Origin of the sequence: Escherichia sp. 20412-1, from assembly GCF_003027595.1 — a bacterium.
Taxonomy (GTDB): Bacteria; Pseudomonadota; Gammaproteobacteria; order Enterobacterales; family Enterobacteriaceae; genus Escherichia; species Escherichia marmotae.
The window spans coordinates 109,859-132,025 of the sequence record NZ_PYQM01000002.1 but is presented as its reverse complement, the minus strand read 5'-3'; the positions used below and the strand labels follow the sequence as shown (position 1 = coordinate 132,025).

Annotated in this window: 18 protein-coding genes; 10 read left to right on the top strand and 8 right to left on the bottom strand. The window is 53.6% G+C overall.

The window, feature by feature from the left end:
- Positions 1-182 precede the first annotated feature (182 nt).
- The 4 genes from araD to rluA all read left to right on the top strand — a co-directional run bounded on the left by araD (position 183) and on the right by rluA (position 7,045).
- A complete protein-coding gene (gene araD, locus C7B16_RS02320; protein ID WP_000888659.1) occupies positions 183-878 on the top strand; it encodes an L-ribulose-5-phosphate 4-epimerase in 696 nt (231 codons plus the stop codon).
- 74 nt (positions 879-952) lie between these two features.
- Positions 953-3,304, top strand: coding sequence for a DNA polymerase II (gene polB, locus C7B16_RS02315; RefSeq protein ID WP_107179313.1), 2,352 nt, complete (start codon positions 953-955; stop codon positions 3,302-3,304).
- A gap of 163 nt (positions 3,305-3,467) precedes the next feature.
- Positions 3,468-6,374 (top strand): RNA polymerase-associated protein RapA, encoded by a 2,907-nt coding sequence (gene rapA, locus C7B16_RS02310; protein WP_001116999.1) that lies wholly within the window; start codon positions 3,468-3,470, stop codon positions 6,372-6,374.
- 11 nt (positions 6,375-6,385) lie between these two features.
- Complete coding sequence (gene rluA, locus C7B16_RS02305; RefSeq protein ID WP_000525208.1) at positions 6,386-7,045, top strand: bifunctional tRNA pseudouridine(32) synthase/23S rRNA pseudouridine(746) synthase RluA; 660 nt, start codon at positions 6,386-6,388, stop codon at positions 7,043-7,045.
- Between the two features lie 117 nt (positions 7,046-7,162).
- Here rluA and djlA read toward each other — a convergent pair whose 3' ends face one another.
- Entirely contained in the window at positions 7,163-7,978 is an 816-nt protein-coding gene (djlA, locus tag C7B16_RS02300; RefSeq protein ID WP_001200563.1) for a co-chaperone DjlA, read from the bottom strand.
- Positions 7,979-8,232: 254 nt separating this feature from the next.
- On the opposite strand from djlA, the gene lptD reads away from it, so the two are divergent.
- Genes lptD through apaH form a run of 6 tightly spaced genes read left to right on the top strand, consistent with a single transcriptional unit; the run spans position 8,233 to position 14,962 of the window.
- Entirely contained in the window at positions 8,233-10,587 is a 2,355-nt protein-coding gene (gene lptD / locus C7B16_RS02295; protein ID WP_001517729.1) for an LPS assembly protein LptD, read from the top strand.
- Positions 10,588-10,639: 52 nt separating this feature from the next.
- Positions 10,640-11,926: a peptidylprolyl isomerase SurA gene (surA, locus tag C7B16_RS02290; protein WP_000800488.1), complete on the top strand. Its 1,287-nt coding sequence runs from the start codon at positions 10,640-10,642 to the stop codon at positions 11,924-11,926.
- Positions 11,926-12,915, top strand: coding sequence for a 4-hydroxythreonine-4-phosphate dehydrogenase PdxA (gene pdxA, locus C7B16_RS02285; protein WP_061091023.1), 990 nt, complete (start codon positions 11,926-11,928; stop codon positions 12,913-12,915). The genes surA and pdxA overlap by 1 nt, the downstream gene beginning before the upstream one ends.
- Positions 12,912-13,733, top strand: coding sequence for a 16S rRNA (adenine(1518)-N(6)/adenine(1519)-N(6))-dimethyltransferase RsmA (gene rsmA, locus C7B16_RS02280; protein WP_001042778.1), 822 nt, complete (start codon positions 12,912-12,914; stop codon positions 13,731-13,733). Before pdxA ends, rsmA begins: the two co-directional genes overlap by 4 nt.
- A 2-nt stretch (positions 13,734-13,735) precedes the next feature.
- The gene (gene apaG, locus C7B16_RS02275; protein ID WP_000610905.1) at positions 13,736-14,113 is read left to right on the top strand and encodes a Co2+/Mg2+ efflux protein ApaG; all 378 of its coding nucleotides are present in this window, start codon (positions 13,736-13,738) and stop codon (positions 14,111-14,113) included.
- Positions 14,114-14,119: 6 nt separating this feature from the next.
- Positions 14,120-14,962, top strand: a complete 843-nt coding sequence (apaH, locus tag C7B16_RS02270; RefSeq protein WP_000257165.1) for a bis(5'-nucleosyl)-tetraphosphatase (symmetrical) ApaH — start codon at positions 14,120-14,122, stop codon at positions 14,960-14,962.
- 77 nt (positions 14,963-15,039) lie between these two features.
- On the opposite strand, the gene folA is transcribed toward apaH, so the two are convergent.
- The 7 genes from folA to C7B16_RS02230 form a co-directional block, all read right to left on the bottom strand.
- Complete coding sequence (gene folA, locus C7B16_RS02265) at positions 15,040-15,519, bottom strand: type 3 dihydrofolate reductase (RefSeq protein WP_000624377.1); 480 nt, start codon at positions 15,517-15,519, stop codon at positions 15,040-15,042.
- A 193-nt stretch (positions 15,520-15,712) separates the two neighbouring features.
- Positions 15,713-17,572 (bottom strand): glutathione-regulated potassium-efflux system protein KefC, encoded by a 1,860-nt coding sequence (gene kefC / locus C7B16_RS02255; protein ID WP_001517728.1) that lies wholly within the window; start codon positions 17,570-17,572, stop codon positions 15,713-15,715.
- Positions 17,565-18,095 carry a glutathione-regulated potassium-efflux system oxidoreductase KefF gene (gene kefF, locus C7B16_RS02250; RefSeq protein ID WP_000600731.1) on the bottom strand — a complete coding sequence of 177 codons (531 nt, stop codon included), beginning with the start codon at positions 18,093-18,095 and terminating at the stop codon, positions 17,565-17,567. The genes kefC and kefF overlap by 8 nt, the downstream gene beginning before the upstream one ends.
- 106 nt (positions 18,096-18,201) lie before the next feature.
- Entirely contained in the window at positions 18,202-19,533 is a 1,332-nt protein-coding gene (locus C7B16_RS02245) for an MFS transporter (RefSeq protein WP_001183182.1), read from the bottom strand.
- Between the two features lie 58 nt (positions 19,534-19,591).
- Positions 19,592-19,879: a ferredoxin-like protein FixX gene (gene fixX / locus C7B16_RS02240; RefSeq protein ID WP_107179312.1), complete on the bottom strand. Its 288-nt coding sequence runs from the start codon at positions 19,877-19,879 to the stop codon at positions 19,592-19,594.
- Positions 19,876-21,162, bottom strand: a complete 1,287-nt coding sequence (locus C7B16_RS02235; RefSeq protein WP_016262857.1) for an FAD-dependent oxidoreductase — start codon at positions 21,160-21,162, stop codon at positions 19,876-19,878. Before C7B16_RS02235 ends, fixX begins: the two co-directional genes overlap by 4 nt.
- A gap of 49 nt (positions 21,163-21,211) precedes the next feature.
- Positions 21,212-22,153 (bottom strand): electron transfer flavoprotein subunit alpha/FixB family protein, encoded by a 942-nt coding sequence (locus tag C7B16_RS02230; protein ID WP_001091475.1) that lies wholly within the window; start codon positions 22,151-22,153, stop codon positions 21,212-21,214.
- Positions 22,154-22,167 lie beyond the last annotated feature (14 nt).

The window sequence follows — 22,167 nt, the reverse complement described above, 5'->3', positions numbered from 1 at the left end:
CGCGTCTTATCAGGCCTGCGATTACGAGCCGAAGGCTGATTTTGTAGGCCGGATAAGCAAAGCGCATCCGGCATTCAGCACCTGATGCAACGCTGGCGCGTCTTATCAGGCCTGCGATTGCGAGCCGAAGGCTGATTTTGTAGGCCGGATAAGCAAAGCGCATCCGGCACGAAGGAGTCAACATGTTAGAAGATCTCAAACGTCAGGTATTAGAAGCCAACCTGGCGCTCCCAAAACACAACCTGGTCACACTGACCTGGGGCAACGTCAGCGCCGTTGATCGCGAGCGCGGCGTCTTTGTGATCAAACCTTCCGGCGTCGATTACAGCATCATGACCGCCGACGATATGGTCGTGGTCAGCATCGAAACCGGTGAAGTGGTTGAAGGAACGAAAAAGCCCTCCTCCGACACGCCAACTCACCGGCTGCTCTATCAGGCATTCCCGTCCATCGGCGGCATTGTGCACACCCACTCCCGCCATGCCACGATCTGGGCACAGGCAGGCCAGTCAATCCCGGCAACTGGCACTACCCACGCCGACTATTTCTACGGCACCATTCCCTGCACCCGCAAAATGACCGATGCGGAAATCAACGGCGAATATGAGTGGGAAACCGGTAATGTCATCGTCGAAACCTTCGAAAAACAGGGTATCGATGCGGCGCAAATGCCTGGCGTGCTGGTGCATTCTCACGGCCCGTTTGCGTGGGGTAAAAACGCCGAAGATGCGGTACACAACGCCATCGTGCTGGAAGAAGTCGCTTATATGGGGATTTTCTGCCGCCAGTTAGCGCCACGGTTACCGGATATGCAGCAAACGCTGCTGGACAAGCACTACCTGCGTAAACATGGCGCGAAGGCGTATTACGGGCAGTGATGACTGTATAAAACCACAGCCAATCGACCGAAACCAGGCTATACTCAAGCCTGGTTTTTTGATGGATTTTCAGCGTGGCGCAGGCAGGTTTTATCTTAACCCGACACTGGCGGGATACCCCGCAAGGAACCGAAGTTTCCTTTTGGTTAGCGACGGACAACGGGCCGTTGCACGTTACGCTTGCGCCGCAAGAATCCGTGGCGTTTATTCCCACCGATCAGGTTCTCCGCGCCCAGCTCATTTTGCAAAGTGAGCAAGGATTTCGTCTGACGCCGCTGGCGTTAAAGGATTTTCACCGCCAGCCAGTGCATGGCCTTTACTGTCGCGCCCATCGCCAGTTGATGAATTACGAAAAGCGCCTGCGTGAAGCTGGCGTCACCGTTTACGAGGCCGATGTGCGTCCGCCAGAACGTTATCTGATGGAGCGTTTTATCACCGCTCCGGTGTGGGTCGACGGTGATTTCCGTGATGGCGCTATCGTCAACGCCCGTCTGAAACCTAATCCCGACTATCGTCCGCCGCTCAAGTGGGTTTCTATTGATATTGAAACCACCCGCCACGGTGAGCTGTACTGTATCGGCCTGGAAGGTTGCGGGCAGCGAATCGTTTATATGCTGGGGCCAGAGAATGGCGACGCCTCCGCGCTCAATTTCGATCTGGAGTATGTTGCCAGCCGTCCGCAACTACTGGAAAAACTCAACGCCTGGTTTGCAACTCACGATCCGGATGTGATCATCGGCTGGAACGTAGTGCAGTTCGATCTACGGATGCTGCAAAAACATGCCGAGCGTTATCGCATTCCCCTGCGTCTGGGGCGCGATAACAGTGAGCTGGAGTGGCGCGAGCACGGCTTTAAAAACGGTGTCTTTTTCGCCCAGGCCAAAGGTCGGCTGATTATCGATGGTATTGAAGCGCTGAAATCTGCGTTCTGGAATTTCTCTTCGTTTTCGCTGGAAACCGTTGCCCAGGAATTGTTAGGCGAAGGCAAATCTATCGATAACCCGTGGGATCGCATGGACGAAATTGACCGCCGTTTCACCGAAGATAAGCCTGCACTGGCGACTTATAACCTGAAAGATTGCGAACTGGTCACACAGATCTTCCATAAAACCGAGATCATGCCATTTTTACTCGAACGAGCGACGGTGAACGGCCTGCCGGTTGACAGGCACGGCGGTTCGGTGGCTGCGTTTGGTCATCTCTATTTTCCGCGTATGCATCGCGCCGGATATGTCGCCCCCAATCTCGGTGAAGTGCCGCCTCACGCCAGCCCTGGCGGCTATGTGATGGATTCACGACCCGGACTTTATGATTCGGTGTTGGTGCTGGACTACAAAAGCCTGTACCCGTCGATCATCCGCACCTTTCTGATTGATCCCGTCGGGTTGGTGGAAGGCATGGCGCAGCCTGATCCAGAGCACAGCACAGAAGGTTTTCTCGATGCGTGGTTTTCGCGGGAGAAACATTGCCTGCCGGAGATTGTGACTAACATCTGGCACGGGCGTGATGAAGCCAAACGCCAGGGCAATAAGCCGCTGTCGCAGGCGCTGAAGATCATTATGAATGCCTTTTATGGCGTGCTCGGCACCACCGCCTGTCGATTCTTCGATCCGCGCCTGGCGTCGTCGATCACCATGCGCGGCCATCAGATCATGCGACAAACCAAAGCGTTAATTGAAGCACAGGGTTATGACGTGATCTACGGTGACACCGACTCAACATTTGTCTGGCTGAAAGGCGCACATTGCGAAGAAGAGGCGGCGAAAATCGGTCGCGCACTGGTACAGCACGTTAACGCCTGGTGGGCGGAAACGCTGCAAAAACAACGGCTGACCAGCGCACTGGAACTGGAGTATGAAACACATTTCTGCCGTTTTCTGATGCCTACCATTCGCGGAGCTGATACCGGCAGTAAAAAGCGTTATGCCGGGCTGATTCAGGAAGGCGACAAGCAACGGATGGTGTTTAAAGGACTGGAAACCGTGCGTACCGACTGGACACCGCTGGCTCAGCAGTTTCAGCAGGAGCTGTATTTGCGTGTCTTTCGCAATGAACCGTATCAGGAATACGTGCGCGAAACTATCGACAAACTGATGGCGGGCGAACTGGATGCCCGACTGGTTTACCGTAAACGGCTCCGCCGCCCGCTAAGCGAATATCAACGAAATGTGCCGCCTCACGTACGCGCTGCTCGCCTTGCCGATGAAGAAAACCAAAAGCGCGGCCGCCCCTTGCAATACCAGAACCGCGGCACCATTAAGTACGTATGGACCACCAACGGCCCGGAGCCGCTGGACTATCAACGTTCGCCGCTGGATTACGAACACTATCTGACCCGCCAGCTTCAACCTGTGGCGGAAGGAATACTCCCCTTTATTGAGGATAATTTTGCTACACTTATGACCGGGCAACTTGGGCTATTTTGAGCAAAAAAAGAGTTCGTCAGATGCCATTTTGATGCGTGACGAAAGCGCCGCCATCCAGTACCATAGCGCCCTTTCCATTCCTGGACCTGAATAACACCACTACCGCATTAGCTTGGTAGCGGGTAGTTATTGCCTGCAATTAAAGATATAGAGCCAAACACATATGCCTTTTACACTTGGTCAACGCTGGATCAGCGATACAGAAAGCGAATTAGGACTTGGAACCGTTGTCGCGGTGGATGCGCGAACTGTCACTTTACTTTTCCCATCTACTGGTGAAAACCGTCTGTATGCACGCAGTGATTCTCCCGTGACCCGCGTGATGTTCAACCCTGGTGATACCATTACCAGCCATGACGGCTGGCAGATGCAAGTCGAAGAAGTAAAAGAAGAAAATGGCTTGCTGACCTATATCGGTACTCGCCTGGATACCGAAGAGTCCGGCGTGGCTCTGCGTGAAGTTTTCCTTGATAGCAAGCTGGTGTTCAGCAAACCGCAGGATCGTCTGTTTGCCGGGCAGATTGACCGTATGGACCGCTTTGCGTTGCGTTATCGCGCGCGTAAGTATTCCAGCGAACAGTTCCGTATGCCGTACAGTGGCCTGCGCGGTCAGCGTACCAGCCTGATCCCGCATCAGCTCAACATCGCGCATGATGTCGGCCGCCGCCATGCGCCGCGTGTCCTGCTGGCTGACGAAGTCGGTTTAGGGAAAACCATTGAAGCCGGGATGATCCTGCATCAGCAACTACTGTCTGGCGCTGCCGAGCGTGTGCTGATTATCGTGCCGGAAACCTTGCAACATCAGTGGCTGGTAGAAATGCTGCGCCGCTTCAACCTGCGTTTTGCGCTGTTTGATGACGAGCGTTACGCCGAAGCCCAGCACGACGCCTACAACCCGTTCGATACCGAACAACTGGTGATTTGCTCGCTAGATTTTGCCCGCCGCAGCAAACAGCGTCTGGAACATCTGTGCGAAGCCGAATGGGATCTTCTGGTTGTCGATGAAGCGCACCACCTGGTGTGGAGCGAAGATGCGCCGAGCCGTGAATATCAGGCCATTGAACAACTGGCAGAGCATGTGCCTGGCGTTCTGCTGCTGACCGCAACCCCGGAACAACTGGGGATGGAAAGCCACTTTGCCCGCCTGCGTCTGCTGGACCCGAACCGTTTCCACGATTTCGCGCAATTCGTCGAAGAGCAAAAAAATTATCGTCCGGTGGCCGATGCCGTTGCCATGCTGCTGGCTGGTAACAAACTGAGCAACGACGAGCTGAACATGTTAGGTGAAATGATTGGCGAGCAGGACATCGAACCGCTATTGCAGGCCGCAAACAGCGACAGTGAAGATGCCCAGAGCGCCCGTCAGGAGCTGGTTTCCATGCTGATGGATCGCCACGGCACCAGCCGCGTGCTGTTCCGTAACACGCGTAATGGCGTAAAAGGCTTCCCGAAACGCGAACTGCACACCATTAAGCTGCCGCTGCCGACGCAGTATCAGACGGCAATTAAAGTGTCCGGCATTATGGGCGCACGTAAGAGTGCGGAAGATCGCGCTCGCGATATGCTCTACCCGGAACGTATTTATCAGGAATTTGAAGGCGATAACGCCACCTGGTGGAACTTCGATCCGCGCGTTGAGTGGTTGATGGGCTACCTGACCAGCCACCGCTCGCAGAAAGTGCTGGTGATCTGCGCCAAAGCTGCCACCGCGCTGCAACTGGAGCAGGTACTGCGCGAGCGTGAAGGTATCCGCGCAGCCGTGTTCCACGAAGGCATGTCGATTATCGAACGTGACCGCGCTGCCGCCTGGTTTGCAGAAGAAGACACCGGCGCGCAGGTACTGCTGTGCTCAGAAATCGGTTCTGAAGGGCGTAACTTCCAGTTCGCCAGCCACATGGTGATGTTCGATCTGCCGTTCAACCCGGATCTGCTGGAACAGCGTATTGGTCGTCTGGATCGTATCGGTCAGGCGCACGATATTCAGATCCACGTACCTTATCTGGAGAAAACAGCCCAGTCGGTACTGGTGCGCTGGTATCACGAAGGTCTGGATGCATTCGAGCACACCTGCCCGACCGGACGCGCTATCTACGATAGTGTGTACAACGATCTGATTAACTACCTGGCTTCACCGGATCAAACCGAAGGCTTTGATGAGTTGATCAAAAATTGCCGCGAGCAACATGAAGCCCTGAAAGCGCAACTGGAGCAGGGCCGTGACCGTCTGCTGGAGATCCATTCCAACGGCGGCGAAAAAGCCCAGGCGCTGGCTGAAAGCATTGAAGAACAGGATGACGATACCAACCTGATCGCCTTCGCCATGAACCTGTTCGATATTATTGGTATCAACCAGGACGATCGTGGCGACAACCTGATCGTACTGACGCCTTCCGATCATATGCTGGTGCCGGACTTCCCGGGTTTGTCGGAAGACGGTATTACCATCACCTTCGACCGTGAAGTAGCGCTGGCGCGTGAAGATGCACAGTTTATTACCTGGGAGCATCCGCTGATCCGCAACGGTCTGGATCTGATCCTTTCTGGCGATACCGGCAGTAGCACGATTTCGCTGCTAAAAAACAAAGCGCTGCCTGTAGGCACGCTGTTGCTGGAGCTGATTTACGTGGTTGAAGCACAGGCACCGAAGCAGTTGCAACTCAACCGCTTCCTGCCGCCGACACCAGTGCGTATGCTGCTGGATAAAAACGGCAACAACCTGGCGGCGCAGGTAGAGTTTGAAACCTTCAACCGTCAGCTTAACGCAGTGAATCGCCACACCGGTAGCAAGCTGGTTAACGCTGTGCAACAAGAGGTTCACGCCATTCTGCAACTGGGCGAAGCGCAGATTGAGAAGTCTGCCCGTGCATTGATTGATGCGGCACGTAACGAAGCCGACGAAAAACTGTCTGCGGAACTGTCGCGTCTGGAAGCACTGCGCGCGGTTAACCCGAACATTCGTGACGACGAACTGGCTGCCATTGAGAGCAACCGTCAGCAGGTTATGGAAAGTCTGGATCAGGCAGGCTGGCGTCTGGATGCCCTGCGTTTGATCGTTGTAACGCATCAGTAACGGAGCCGAAGATGGGGATGGAAAACTACAATCCGCCGCAGGAACCCTGGCTGGTTGTCCTGTATCAGGATGATCACATTATGGTGGTCAACAAGCCGAGTGGGTTGTTGTCTGTGCCGGGGCGTCTGGAGGAGCACAAAGACAGCGTGATGACGCGCATTCAGCGTGATTATCCGCAGGCGGAATCGGTACATCGCCTGGATATGGCCACCAGCGGCGTGATTGTAGTGGCGCTGACTAAAGCCGCGGAGCGAGAATTAAAACGTCAGTTCCGCGAGCGCGAGCCGAAAAAGCAGTATGTGGCTCGCGTCTGGGGGCATCCATCCCCCGCCGAAGGTCTGGTCGATCTGCCACTGATTTGCGACTGGCCAAACCGCCCGAAACAGAAAGTCTGTTACGAAACGGGTAAGCCTGCGCAGACGGAATATGAAGTGGTGGAGTATGCGGCGGATAACACCGCAAGAGTGGTGTTAAAGCCGATTACCGGACGTTCTCATCAGCTACGTGTGCATATGCTGGCGCTGGGTCATCCGATTCTTGGCGATCGTTTTTATGCTTCACCAGAAGCGAGAGCGATGGCACCGCGGTTATTGTTACATGCAGAGATGTTGACGATTACCCATCCGGCATATGGCAATAGTATGACGTTTAAAGCGCCAGCGGATTTTTAATCGTCACGCTGGCGAAGTTCGGTAGGCCGGAGAAGGCGTTCACGCCGCATCCGGCAATTTTGCGCCGATTGCCTGATGCGACGCGGGCCGCGTCTTATCAGGCCTACAATTTGAAACTTATTTAAATCCTTTCTGCTGCTTAATCAGCTCATACGCTTGCTGAATTTCCTGTGCTTTCTGTTTCGCCATCTCCATCATCTCCGGCGGTAGACCTTTCGCCACCAGCTTATCCGGATGATGTTCGCTCATTAGCTTACGGTAGGCACGTTTAATGGTGGTCGCCTCATCCGTCGGCTTCACACCCAGCACATTACAGGCATCTTCCAGCGTCGGGCCTCGTTGCGCCTGCTGCCAGTTGCCACCGCCAGACTGTTGCTGATAACCGCCACCAAACTGCGCACCGCCCTGCATCATACGCAAGAACTGGTCAAACTGGGCGCGGGAGATCCCTAACTCTTCGGCAATCACATACAGCACTGCGCGTTCATTTGGATGCAGCGAACCATCGGCAAACGCCGCCTGAATCTGGATCTCCAGAAACATACGAATTAAGTCAAAACGACCAAAGCAGACACTGCGAAACTGTCGCATCTTTTCGCGCAGTGGGTAATTGTCTGATTTTCCGACCCGGAACGCATTTTGCGCCGCTGTACGGGAAGCGCCGTGTAAATTCATCCGATCCATGAGCAATGTGGCGACATGAATATCAGCCTCAGTAACACGTCCTTTGGATTTGGTTAAATGCCCCATCACTTCAAACGTGGTGGCAAAAAACAGCGCCTGACGCTCACGCTGGTTGGCGAACCACGCCATTTTGCGGCCGCGGGCTTTATCAAACATATGGCCGATTAACAGACCTAATATAACGCCCCAAAAGCCGCCGCCCATCAGTAAGGCCACGGCCACGCCAATGATTTTTCCCCAATACTGCATATATTCCCCAAATCGACAGACGGATATCAGGGCTATCTCCCACAATATAAAGGTGCTTTTACCGTTTTCCGGCTGCGGTCAATTGTGGGACATCGCCTATAATTTGCATTATCATACCTGTCATTCAATGCCGTGCCTAACACCACTGACGCTATTCGGACAGGATTAACACTAGCGTAGAGATGACGAGTACGTTAGTCTCTGACCGTTTGTCACGCGCAACGTTACCGATGATGGAACAATAAAATCAACGTATGAAAAAACGTATCCCCACTCTCCTGGCCACCATGATTGCCACCGCCCTTTATAGTCAACAGGGACTGGCAGCCGACCTCGCCTCACAGTGTATGTTGGGCGTGCCAAGCTATGACCGTCCTCTGGTACAGGGCGATACTAACGACTTACCCGTGACGATTAATGCTGACCATGCAAAGGGGAATTACCCCGATGACGCCGTGTTTACTGGCAGCGTGGATATCATGCAAGGTAACAGCCGTCTGCAGGCCGACGAAGTGCAGCTCCATCAAAAAGAGGCACCAGGACAACCGGAACCTGTACGTACCGTTGATGCGCTCGGTAACGTCCATTACGACGATAACCAGGTGATCCTCAAGGGGCCGAAAGGTTGGACGAATCTGAACACCAAAGATACCAACGTCTGGGAAGGTGATTACCAGATGGTGGGTCGCCAGGGGCGCGGTAAGGCGGACCTGATGAAACAGCGTGGCGAAAACCGCTACACCATTCTGGATAACGGTAGCTTTACCTCCTGTCTGCCTGGTTCTGATACATGGAGCGTGGTAGGTAGCGAAATTATTCATGACCGCGAAGAACAAGTCGCAGAGATCTGGAACGCCCGCTTTAAAGTGGGTCCGGTTCCGATCTTTTATAGCCCGTATCTGCAGTTACCGGTGGGTGACAAACGCCGTTCAGGTTTCTTGATCCCGAACGCCAAGTACACATCTACCAACTATTTTGAGTTCTACCTGCCATATTACTGGAACATCGCGCCAAATATGGATGCCACCATCACGCCGCATTATATGCATCGTCGTGGCAACATTATGTGGGAAAACGAATTCCGTTATCTCACCCAGGCGGGTGCTGGCTTGATGGAGCTGGACTATCTACCTTCGGATAAAGTCTATGAAGATGAACATCCAGAAGATAGCAATTCACGTCGTTGGTTGTTCTACTGGCAACACTCCGGGGTCATGGATCAGGTGTGGCGCTTTAACATTGACTACACCAAAGTTAGCGACCCTACCTATTTCAATGATTTCGATAACAAGTACGGTTCCAGTACTGATGGTTACGCAACGCAAAAATTCAGCGTTGGCTATGCGGTGCAAAACTTCAATGCCACCGTTTCAACCAAGCAGTTCCAGGTCTTCAGCGAGCAAAACACCAGTAGCTACTCGGCAGAGCCGCAGTTAGACGTTAACTACTACCAGAATGATGTTGGTCCGTTTGATACGCGTATTTACGGCCAGGCTGTGCACTTTGTTAACACCAGAGACGACATGCCTGAAGCAACCCGTGTTCACCTGGAACCGACCATCAATTTGCCGCTCTCTAATAACTGGGGCAGCATCAATACCGAAGCGAAGTTGCTGGCAACCCATTATCAGCAAACCAATCTTGACTGGTATAACTCCAGAAACACGACCAAGCTGGACGAATCCGTTAACCGTGTGATGCCGCAATTCAAAGTTGACGGCAAAATGGTCTTTGAACGCGATATGGAAATGCTGGCACCGGGTTACACCCAAACGCTGGAACCGCGCGCGCAATATCTGTACGTGCCGTATCGCGATCAGAGCGATATCTACAACTACGATTCTGCTTTGTTGCAATCCGACTACTCGGGCCTGTTCCGGGACCGGACTTACGGCGGTCTTGACCGTATTTCTTCCGCTAACCAGGTGACGACCGGTGTCACATCTCGCATATATGATGATGCTGCCGTTGAACGTTTTAATATTTCCGTTGGTCAAATCTACTATTTCACGGAGTCTCGCACCGGCGATGACAACATAAAATGGGAGAATGACGACAAAACTGGCTCACTGGTATGGGCAGGCGATACTTACTGGCGCATCTCCGAGCGTTGGGGGCTGCGTGGCGGGATTCAGTACGATACTCGTCTGGATAACGTAGCAACCAGTAGCTCCAGCATTGAATACCGTCGGGATGAAGACCGTCTGGTGCAGTTCAACTACCGTTACGCCAGCCCGGAATATATTCAGGCTACATTGCCTAAATACTATTCCACTGCCGAACAGTATAAGAACGGTATTTCGCAGGTAGGTGCCGTCGCCAGTTGGCCGATTGCCGATCGTTGGTCAATCGTTGGAGCCTACTACTACGATACCAATGCGAACAAGCAGGCCGACTCAATGTTAGGTGTGCAATACAGCTCCTGCTGCTATGCGATTCGCGTCGGTTACGAGCGGAAGCTGAACGGTTGGGATAACGATAAACAACATGCGGTATATGACAACGCAATCGGCTTTAACATCGAACTGCGCGGCCTGAGTTCCAACTACGGTCTGGGTACGCAAGAGATGCTACGTTCGAACATTCTGCCGTATCAAAACTCTTTGTGATTTGTTGATTTACCACGTAATCCGCAGTGCGGTTAATTGAAATGGAAAAAGTATGAAGAACTGGAAAACGCTGCTTCTCGGTATCGCGATGATCGCGAATACCAGTTTTGCTGCCCCCCAGGTAGTCGATAAAGTCGCAGCCGTCGTCAATAACGGCGTCGTGCTGGAAAGCGACGTTGATGGATTAATGCAGTCGGTAAAAATGAATGCCGCCCAGGCAAGGCAGCAACTTCCTGATGACGCGACACTGCGCCACCAAATCATGGAGCGTTTGATCATGGATCAAATCCTCCTGCAGATGGGGCAGAAAATGGGAGTAAAAATCTCCGATGAGCAGCTCGATCAGGCGATTGCTAACATTGCCAAACAGAACAACATGACGCTGGATCAGATGCGCAGCCGTCTGGCCTACGATGGACTGAACTACAACACCTATCGTAACCAGATCCGCAAAGAGATGATTATCTCTGAAGTGCGTAACAACGAAGTACGTCGTCGCATCACTATCCTGCCGCAGGAAGTTGAAGCTCTGGCGCAGCAGGTCGGTAATCAGAATGATGCCAGCACTGAACTGAACTTGAGCCACATCCTGATCCCGCTGCCGGAAAATCCGTCTTCTGAGCAGGTGAACGAAGCGGAAACGCAGGCGCGCGCCATTGTCGATCAGGCTCGTAACGGCGCTGATTTCGGTAAGCTGGCGATCGCTCACTCTGCCGATCAGCAGGCGCTGAACGGTGGCCAGATGGGCTGGGGCCGCATTCAGGAACTGCCAGGGATTTTCGCCCAGGCATTAAGTACCGCGAAGAAAGGCGATATTGTTGGTCCGATTCGTTCCGGCGTCGGCTTTCACATTCTGAAAGTTAACGACCTGCGCGGCGAAAGCAAAAATATCTCGGTGACCGAAGTACACGCTCGCCATATTCTGCTGAAACCATCTCCGATCATGACTGACGAACAGGCCCGCGTGAAACTGGAACAGATTGCTGCCGATATCAAGAGTGGCAAAACCACGTTTGCCGCTGCGGCGAAAGAGTTCTCCCAGGATCCCGGCTCTGCTAACCAGGGCGGCGATCTCGGCTGGGCTACGCCAGATATTTTTGATCCGGCCTTCCGTGACGCGCTGACCCGTCTGAACAAAGGTCAAATGAGCGCACCGGTTCACTCTTCATTCGGCTGGCATTTAATCGAACTGCTGGATACCCGTAATGTTGATAAAACCGATGCGGCGCAGAAAGATCGTGCTTACCGGATGCTGATGAACCGTAAGTTCTCGGAAGAAGCAGCAAGCTGGATGCAGGAACAACGCGCCAGCGCCTATGTGAAAATTTTGAGCAACTAATGGTTAAAACCCAACGTGTTGTGATCACTCCCGGCGAGCCAGCCGGGATTGGCCCGGACTTAGTTGTCCAGCTTGCACAACGTGAGTGGCCGGTCGAACTGGTTGTTTGTGCCGATACCACTCTCCTTACCGACCGGGCAGCGATGCTCGGTTTGCCGCTTACCCTCCGCCCTTATTCCCCCAACTCCCCTGCGCAACCGCAAACTGCGGGCACATTAACGCTGCTTCCTGTCGCGCTACGTGCATCTGTAACTGTGGGTCAATTAGCGGTTGAAAATGGGCATTATGTGGTGGAGACGCTGGCGCGAGCGTGCGATGGCTGCCTGAACGGTGAATTTGCCGCGCTGATCACCGGGCCGGTGCATAAAGGCGTCATTAACGACGCCGGTATTCCGTTTACCGGTCATACCGAGTTTTTCGAAGAACGCTCGCAGGCGAAAAAAGTGGTGATGATGCTGGCAACCGAAGAACTTCGCGTCGCGCTGGCAACCACGCATTTACCGCTGCGCGATATTGCTGACGCCATCACCCCACAACTTCTGCACGAAGTGATTGCTATTTTACATCACGATTTGCGTACGAAATTTGGTATTGCCGAACCGCGGATTCTGGTCTGTGGCCTGAATCCGCATGCGGGCGAAGGCGGTCATATGGGCACGGAAGAGATAGATACCATCATTCCAGTGCTCGACGAGTTACGGGCGCAGGGGATGAAACTCAACGGGCCGCTGCCTGCCGATACCCTGTTTCAGCCTAAATATCTCGACAACGCCGACGCGGTGCTGGCGATGTACCACGATCAGGGTCTTCCCGTGCTAAAATACCAGGGCTTCGGGCGCGGTGTGAACATTACGCTGGGCCTGCCCTTTATTCGCACATCTGTTGACCACGGCACCGCGCTGGAACTGGCGGGACGTGGCAAAGCTGATGTCGGCAGTTTTATTACGGCGCTTAATCTCGCCATCAAAATGATTGTTAATACCCAATGAATAAACGAGTCCACCAGGGCCACTTAGCCCGTAAACGCTTCGGGCAAAACTTTCTCAACGATCAGTTCGTGATCGACAGCATTGTTTCTGCCATTAACCCGCAGAAGGGTCAGGCGATGGTCGAAATCGGCCCCGGTCTGGCAGCGTTGACCGAGCCTGTCGGTGAGCGTCTGGATCAACTGACGGTCATCGAACTTGACCGCGATCTGGCGGCACGTCTGCAAACGCATCCGTTCTTAGGCCCGAAACTGACGATTTATCAGCAGGATGCAATGACCTTTAACTTCGGTGAACTGGCCGAGAAAATGGGTCAGCCGCTACGTGTTTTCGGTAACCTGCCATATAACATCTCCACACCGTTGATGTTCCATCTGTTTAGCTATACTGATGCCATTGCCGACATGCACTTTATGTTGCAAAAAGAGGTGGTGAATCGTCTGGTTGCAGGACCGAACAGCAAAGCGTATGGTCGATTAAGCGTCATGGCGCAATATTATTGCAACGTGATCCCGGTGCTGGAAGTACCGCCATCAGCCTTTACACCACCACCAAAAGTGGATTCCGCCGTCGTGCGCCTGGTTCCTCATGCAACGATGCCTTACCCGGTTAAAGATGTTCGCGTGTTAAGCCGTATCACCACCGAAGCCTTTAACCAGCGTCGTAAAACCATTCGTAACAGTCTCGGCAATCTGTTTAGCGTCGAGGTGTTAACAGGAATGGGCATCGACCCGGCGATGCGAGCGGAAAACATCTCTGTCGCGCAATATTGCCAGATGGCGAACTATCTGGCGGAGAACGCGCCTTTGCAGGAGAGTTAACGATGATCAATTCGCCCCGAGTGTGTATTCAGGTTCAAAGTGTTTACATTGAAGCGCAGTCTTCACCTGATAATGAGCGTTACGTTTTTTCTTATACTGTAACCATACGCAACCTGGGGCGAGCGCCAGTGCAGTTGTTGGGACGTTACTGGCTGATCACTAACGGCAATGGCCGTGAAACCGAAGTCCAGGGCGAAGGTGTGGTGGGCGTCCAGCCACATATCGCCCCTGGCGAAGAGTACCAGTACACCAGCGGTGCGATTATCGAAACACCGATGGGCACCATGCAGGGTCACTACGAAATGATCGATGAAAACGGCGTTCCGTTCAGCATCGATATTCCCGTATTCCGACTCTCCGTTCCAATACTCATTCATTAAAATAATATGGCGACATACCTTATTGGCGATGTTCATGGCTGTTACGATGAACTGATCGCATTGCTACACAAAATAGAATTTACCCCTGGGAAAGATACCCTCTGGCTGACGGGCGACCTGGTCGCGCGCGGCCCTGGTTCGCTGGATGTCCTGCGCTACGTGAAATCATTAGGTGACAGCGTGCGTCTGGTACTGGGCAATCACGATTTACACCTTCTGGCGGTATTCGCCGGAATCAGCCGCAACAAGCCGAAAGATCGCCTGACTCCTTTACTGGAAGCACCTGACGCCGACGAGTTACTTAACTGGCTACGCCGTCAGCCTTTACTGCAAATCGACGAAGAGAAAAAACTGGTGATGGCCCATGCGGGGATCACGCCGCAATGGGACTTAGAGACCGCCAAAGAGTGTGCTCACGACGTAGAAGCGGTGTTGTCGAGTGACTCCTATCCTTTCTTCCTTGACGCCATGTACGGCGACATGCCGAACAACTGGACGCCAGAGTTACGTGGTCTGGCGCGACTGCGTTTTATCACCAACGCATTTACCCGGATGCGTTTTTGCTTCCCGAACGGTCAACTGGATATGTACAGCAAAGAGTCGCCGGAAGACGCACCTGCACCGTTGAAACCGTGGTTTACCATTCCTGGGCCAGTTAGCGAAGAGTACAACATTGTGTTTGGTCACTGGGCATCGCTGGAAGGAAAAGGCACACCGGAAGGCATTTACGCGCTGGATACCGGTTGCTGCTGGGGCGGTTCATTAACCTGCCTGCGCTGGGAAGATAAGCAGTATTTTGTCCAGCCGTCGAACCGGCACAAGGATATGGGGGAAGCGGCGGCGTCTTAAACACAGCCTGATACAGGAAGGCCGGATAAGACGCGACCGGCGTCGCATCCGGCACTAGCCGTCAATTCTATACAAACTTACCGCCGTTCCAGAATCTCAAAGCAATAGCTGTGAGAGTTCTGCGCATCGGCGTCGTGGAACTCGCTGAACACCGATTCCCAGTCATCCGGCTCGTAATCCGGGAAATGGGTGTCGCCTTCTACTTCCGCATCGATATGCGTCAGATACAGTTTTTGCGCTTTCGGCAGAAACTGCTCGTATACGCGACCGCCGCCAATCACCATAATCTCCGGTACGTCACCACAGGCAGCGATGGCTTCATCAACCGATTTCACCCACATTACGCGATCATCCGTACCCGGCTGGCTGCTAATGACAATATTCTTGCGTCCAGGTAACGGGCGACCAATGGATTCCCAGGTATGGCGACCCATAATCACAGGTTTATTTAAGGTGTTACGTTTAAACCAGGCGAGATCGGCAGGCAGATTCCACGGCATGGCGTTTTCCATGCCGATAACGCGATCTACCGCTAGCGCCGCAATCAAACTGATCATTGAGATTTCCCGATAAAAAAAATTGTCGTCACTATACGTAAAGCGTAAACCTTCGTCGACTGGCGAGAGGATGATGTTGAGGAAAATTTTTATTTTGCTGGCGAGTCCACGCTATGTCCCTGGACTCGCCGCATTACAGTTGCGCAAAAACAAACAGTTAGTTGTAAAGCATGCGACACATCACACTTTTTGATTACAACGGCTTAGTTTCTGGCTCATCCGCCATGTTGCCGGTATGTTTCCCTTCTTCGGTTCCCTGCCAGCCATGCCGTTGAATTAATGACAGATGTTCCCGGTCTTCAGTAATGATTTCGCTTAACATCGCGCTGGTGCGTTTATAGACTGCCGCGCGGGCTTTGGTGTCGTTTTCGCCCATCGCCATCTCTTCCACCATTTGAATATTAAAGCGGCGGAACACATCAGCACGTTCTCGCGCTTCATATGGCCCCAGGCCTAAACTTTCCAGCGCCAGACGCCCGGTTTTGAGCGCTCCCTCAAAGGTTTCACGCTCTGGCCTTTCCACGCCAGCCTGGCGCAAACGAATGTAGTGATCGACATCACGGGCGCGGGCAATAATCTGCAGATGCGGAAAATGTTCTTTCACCATCTCCGTCAGTTGCAGGTTGGTTTGCGGATCGTCAATGGCATTAATCAGCACTTCCGCTTTCGCCGCTCCGGCAGATTCCAGCAAATCCATACGCGTGGCATCGCCGTAAAACACCTTCATGCCAAATTTGCGCAACGTTTCTATATGGTCAGGATCATGATCGAGCACAACCATTTTCACTCCGCTGGAGAGCAGCAAACGTCCGGTGATCTGACCAAAACGCCCGAATCCGGCAACAATCACCCGCGGCTGTTCTTCGTCGATCTCATCAGCTTCGCGCGCCTCTTCAGTGCCGGATTGCTCAAGACGGTTGAGGATCACCAGCAAAATCGGCGTTGCTGCCATCGACAGCGCCACCGCCAGGGTCAATGATTTCGCCCACTCCGGCTCCAGCACATTCGCCATTTGCGCCGCGCCAAACACCACAAAGGCAAACTCACTGCCCTGCCCTAACAGCACCGCAAACCAGCGACGCTGTTTATTCGGCACCTGCAACGGTCTGGCAATCAGCCACAGCATGGCAATCTTGATGATGAGGAAACCGAACAGCAGAATGACAATGCGCAACGGGTTTTCAATCAGCGTGCCAAAGTCTATCGACATCCCAACGCCGATAAAAAACAACCCTAACAACAAGCCTTTGAACGGTTCGATATCGCTTTCCAGCGCATGACGATATTCCGAGCTTGCCAGCAGCACGCCCGCCAGAAACGCGCCCATCGCCATCGACAGACCAACCTCTTCCAGCAGCAAACCGAAGCCAAACACGAGGAATAAAGCCACTGCACTAAACACTTCCCGCAAGCCAGAGCGGGCAACAAAACGCAGCGCCGGACGCGTGACATAGCGCCCCAGTAATACCACCAGCACCAGCGCGCCCGCCACTTTTAACGCTGACAAGGCAAATGCACCTAGCGTAGTCGAGGCACTGCTCGCCGCCAGCAAGGGGATCATCGCCACCAGCGGGATCGCCGCGATATCCTGGAACAGCAGCACCGCAAAGGCACTGCGCCCCATTTGCGTCACCGTCAGGTTGCGTTCATTCATCGCCTGCATGGCAATCGCCGTTGATGAGAGCGCCAGCGTCATGCCAATCAGTTCTGCCACCTGCCAGCGCATACCGAGTAACATGCAGAACAACCCCAGCAGGCCGCCGCAAACCACCATCTGCAATGCGCCACCGCCGAATACTGCCGCCCGCAGCTTCCACAGCCTTTGTGGGTCGAGTTCGAGACCGATGATAAACAGCATCAGCACCACGCCGATTTCGGCAAAGTGCAGAATAGATTCAGCATCGGTCACCAGCCGCAGCCCCCACGGGCCAATAATGCAACCTGCAATCAGGTAGCCAAGTACCGAACCAAGACCGAGACGTACTGCAATCGGCACAATCAGCGCCGCCGAACCGAGATAAATCAGCGCCTGAATCAGCGTATGACTATCCATGATGTGCCTCCTGCCATTCCAGCAGACGTTGTTTATAGTGGCGCGCCTGCCCTTCGAGAGTTTCGTCGTCACAAATAAAGGTACAGTGCATGGCAAACGGCGGCAGCCATTTCAGCCCGCAGTAGATTGCCGTCGCCTGTAGCGGCTGCGACAACACATCAAAGCCCGGATGAGTACCAATCTCAAAATGACTTTCCCCACCGCCAGTCGTCACCGCCCACAGCAAATGTTTGCCATGCAACGCCGTACCGCCGTGTCCGTAAGCCCAGCCGTGTGAGAAGACTTTATCGATCCACAATTTGAGCAACGGCGGAATGCTGTACCACTGCATTGGGTGCTGCCAGACGATCAGATCGGCACGAGAGAGCGCCTCCTGCTCGGCCGCTATATCGATATTGAAGTCAGGATAGAGTTGATAAAGAGAGCGGATTTCGACGCCTTCCAGCGTCCTTGCCTGTTCAAGCATCCGTTTATTCGCATGGGAATGATGCGGATACGGATGCGCATAAATGATTAGAATCATAGTTAGCCTGCGCGTTTACACCTTTGTTTTCCACAAAGTGTAGTCACATATTCACGCGGCTTATAGTCAATAATATTGATTCAAAAAAGAGAGAAATCTGAATAAGTTATCCTGCACGCTGCCTGCGAATTGTCATATTACTGGTCTGCGCCAACGACATCCCACGCGTCTCCGGAGCAAACGCCACAGAAATCAGCAGGCCAAACAGCGAGATCCCCGCCCCCATCAGCATAGTATTGCTGATACCGTAATTATTAATAAAGATCGGCAGCGCCCAGGTTGAGATAATTGTACCGATACGACTCAGAGACATAATGACGCCCACGGCTGAGGCGCGAATATCCGTCGGGAAGAGTTCATTAGGATAAAGCCACTGCAAATTGCCTGGCCCGCCGGAGAAAAACGCGTACACCGCAAACGCCATGACCACCAGCCAGATCCCCATATCCGGGATCAGCCCCAAAACTGCCAATGCCAGCGTCATCATGGCAAAGCTGCCGATCAACAATGGACGTCGTCCGGCAGTGTTCAGCCAGAGCATCGGCGGAATACAGCCGAGCATAAAGAACAGGCTAATCACCACGTTTCCCAGCGCCGCGTTTTTGCCGACGCCTAACCCCAGAAGACCGACGATTTGTGGGCCAAAGGTGTAAATGGCGAACATCGGGATCACCTGGCAGGTCCAGATGGCGGCCACAAACAGGACAAAAGGAAAATGGCGGCGGTTAAACAGATCGCGAAAACGAGTTTGTTGCGGCTGCTCTTCATCGAAAACCACCGGTTCGCCAAACAATTTGATCATCATCTCTTCGCACTCTTTCACTCGCCCTTTGCGCAACAGCCAACGGGGAGATTCGGGCAGTTCGAATCGACCAATCAAAATCAACAAACACGGGATCGCCGCACTGCCCAGCATCCAGCGCCAGCCGCCTTCCACATCATAAAGCCAGTAGCCGACCAGATCGGCACAGGTCGCGCCGACATACCACATAGCGGCGATAAAGCTGATGGAGAACGCCCGCTGACGGGTGCTGGAGAACTCGGTGATCATCGAGGTGGCGATGGGATAATCCGCGCCGATAACAATGCCGATGAGCACCCGCATCACCAGCAGTTCGACAGGTGATGAGACAAACATCGTCGCAACAGAAATCCCCCCGATAGCAATGATATCGATGAGAAACATTTTGCGTCGTCCGACTTTATCGGAGATATAGCCAAACAGCGATGTGCCAACGAACAGCCCGGCGAGGGTTCCCGCGCCCAGCAGGCCGATCCAGTCAGCGTCCAGTTTTAGCGCCGGAGTCAGTTGCTCCAGCGCCACGCCGATCATTACCAGCACATAGCCATCCAGAAACGGGCCACCGCTTCCCCACAGCAAAATACGGCGGTGAATAGAGGAGAATTTGAGATCGTCAAAGTTTCTGGACGGTTGCATGGGTTGATCCTGTTTTTTAGCAATGGGGGTCAGTACGGCGTTACGTATCAGACCAACATCAGCCGTAACGAAACTCCACGCCAAAGGTGCCGCGCGGGTATTCCCACTGCTCCAGCGCCGACCCCAGCCCAAGAATGTGGCAGGTTCCACACTCCAGACATCCGGCGTAATCGAAGCGTACGCTGCCGTCATCCTGTTTTTTGTACAGACCCGCCGGGCACGCTTTCACCAGCAGTTCCAACGCCTGTTTATCGGCATCAGACTTCACAACAATGTGCGGATGCTCTTCATCAACATTGAATTTATTGACGCCCAGTTTGACGTCCACATTGACGGGAGAAGTCATAAAACGGTCACTCCTTTCATGCCATCCTTGATCAGATTGATGAAACCCACTTTCTTGCTGTGGCGGAGGATTTTCTTGCGCATCAGTTCTGGCGCACTGCCATCAATGGTGAACAGGTCACGTGCCACACCCACCGCCAGTTCCGGATAGCCGCTAAACATACGTGGGTTATCAAGAAAAGCCGGTAGCTTCTGGTACATACGCATATCGCGCAGCGGGCCACTCTCCAGATGCTGACGATACTCCGCCAGTTTCTGCTTACTGAAATCGTCGTTTTTCATCGCTGAAAGCACGGTTTTCGCTGCTGCTTCTCCGGCGGCAATCGCCAGATCCATACCACGAATGGTAAAGCCGAGATTCATACACATTCCGGCGGCATCACCGGCAATCAGCACGCCGTCACCAACCAGTTCCGGCAACATGTTGATACCCGCTTCTGGCACTACGTGAGCAGAGTATTCCACCAGCTTGCCACCCGCGATCAGCGGTGCAACCGCCGGATGCTGTTTGAAATCTTCCAGCATTTGTGGCACCGATTTCTTCGCGTTATGCAGATGATGCAGGCCGCAAACCAGCCCCAGTGACAGGGTGTTTTCATTGGTATAAAGGAAGCCACCGCCCATCAGGCCATCGGTGGGTGCACCCGCAAACAGGCAGGCCGCGCCCTGATTACCCTGCAACTGAAAACGGTCTTCGAGAACCAACTTCGGTAACTCGATCAATTCCTTCACGCCAACCGCCACATCCGTCGGTTTGACGCGTTTCGCCATTCCCAGCTTTTCGGCAAGAATGGAGTTCACTCCATCAGCGAGGATCACCGTTTTCGCTTCAATCACATCGCCATCGGCTTCTACGCCGACAACTTTGCCATCGCGCTGCACAAGGTTATCGACGCGAATTCCGGTAATTAACTGCGCGCCCGCTTCTTCGGCCTGCTCCATCAGCCAGGCATCAAATTTGCTGCGTAAAACGGAGTAAGAGCGCTGGGATGGCGAGGTTTCGTCGCCATTGCAGTAGTCCATAGTCATCGCTGACTTTTCGGTCATAAACGCAAGTTTTTCATGAGTGATCAGGCGTTCAACGGGGGCGCTTTCGGCAAAACCAGGAATGATGTGTTCCAGACTGTGGGCATAGAGACGCCCGCCGGTAACATTCTTAGCGCCAGCGGAATTGCCACGCTCGATAACTAACACTTGTGCCCCTTCGCGGGCGAGCACCAGCGCGGCAACCGAACCGGCCAGCCCTGCACCAACGATGATGGCATCAAAGATATCTTCGGACATAAGAACTCCCTGTCAGCGGCAGGGCCAAAAGCAGCCCTGCCAGAGTAGATCAACGCGCTAAAGCCGCCGTCAGCGCCGGAAGGATCTTCACGGCGTCGCCAACAATGCCGTAATCCGCGTACTGGAAGATCGGCGCATTTTTATCTTTGTTGATAGCGAAAATGGTTTGTGACGCATTAGCGCCAACCATGTGCTGGATCTGCCCGGAGATCCCCACGGCCAGGTACAGTTCAGGTTTCAGCATCAGGTTGGAGATACCAACATAGCGCTCGTGCTCCATCCATTTTTCGTTTTCCGCCACCGGACGAGAACAGGCCAACTCCGCGCCAATCACCTGGCAAAGTTGCTCTGCCAACGCAATGTTCTCTTTGCAGCCAATGCCGCGACCGACGCTAACCACCAGACGGGCTTTGTCGAGATCGACACTGTTGCTCTGGCGCGCCTGCGTTGCCGTGCGGGTAACCGCCACAGCCGGAGACTGCCACTCCACGGTGTGCGTTTCACCTGTACTTGACGTGTCCGGCTGAGCCGCATCGAACGTGCCGCTGCTGATGGTCAGTACCGCATACGGCGTGGCAATGCGTTCTTCGCCAATCGCCAGGCCGCCGTAAACCATGTGTTTCACCGTCGCTTTACCATCCTGCACGCTGACGGCGCTGGCATCGTTAGAAACCGCCGCTTTCAGGCGATAACCCAGTTTCGCCGCCAGTAATTTGCCGCGACGGGTGTTCGGCAGTAGTACCAGGCCGTCTGTGCCGTGCTGGCGAATGGTGTCTGCCATCACTCCGGCGTAATCTTCGATCATCCGATCGTCCGGTTTGCCGCTTAATTTCCAGACATGATTAGCACCAAACTGGATTGCCTGTGCGCCGTCGTCGTCACTCAGAACAAACGCATTGATTTGATGAGCTAAAGCCTGCGCGCCGTTCATCAGTTCCGGCAGACGAGAAGGGGTATCGCTGAATACCCAGACTTGAGAAAACGTGTTCATAGCATCCCCTGTAA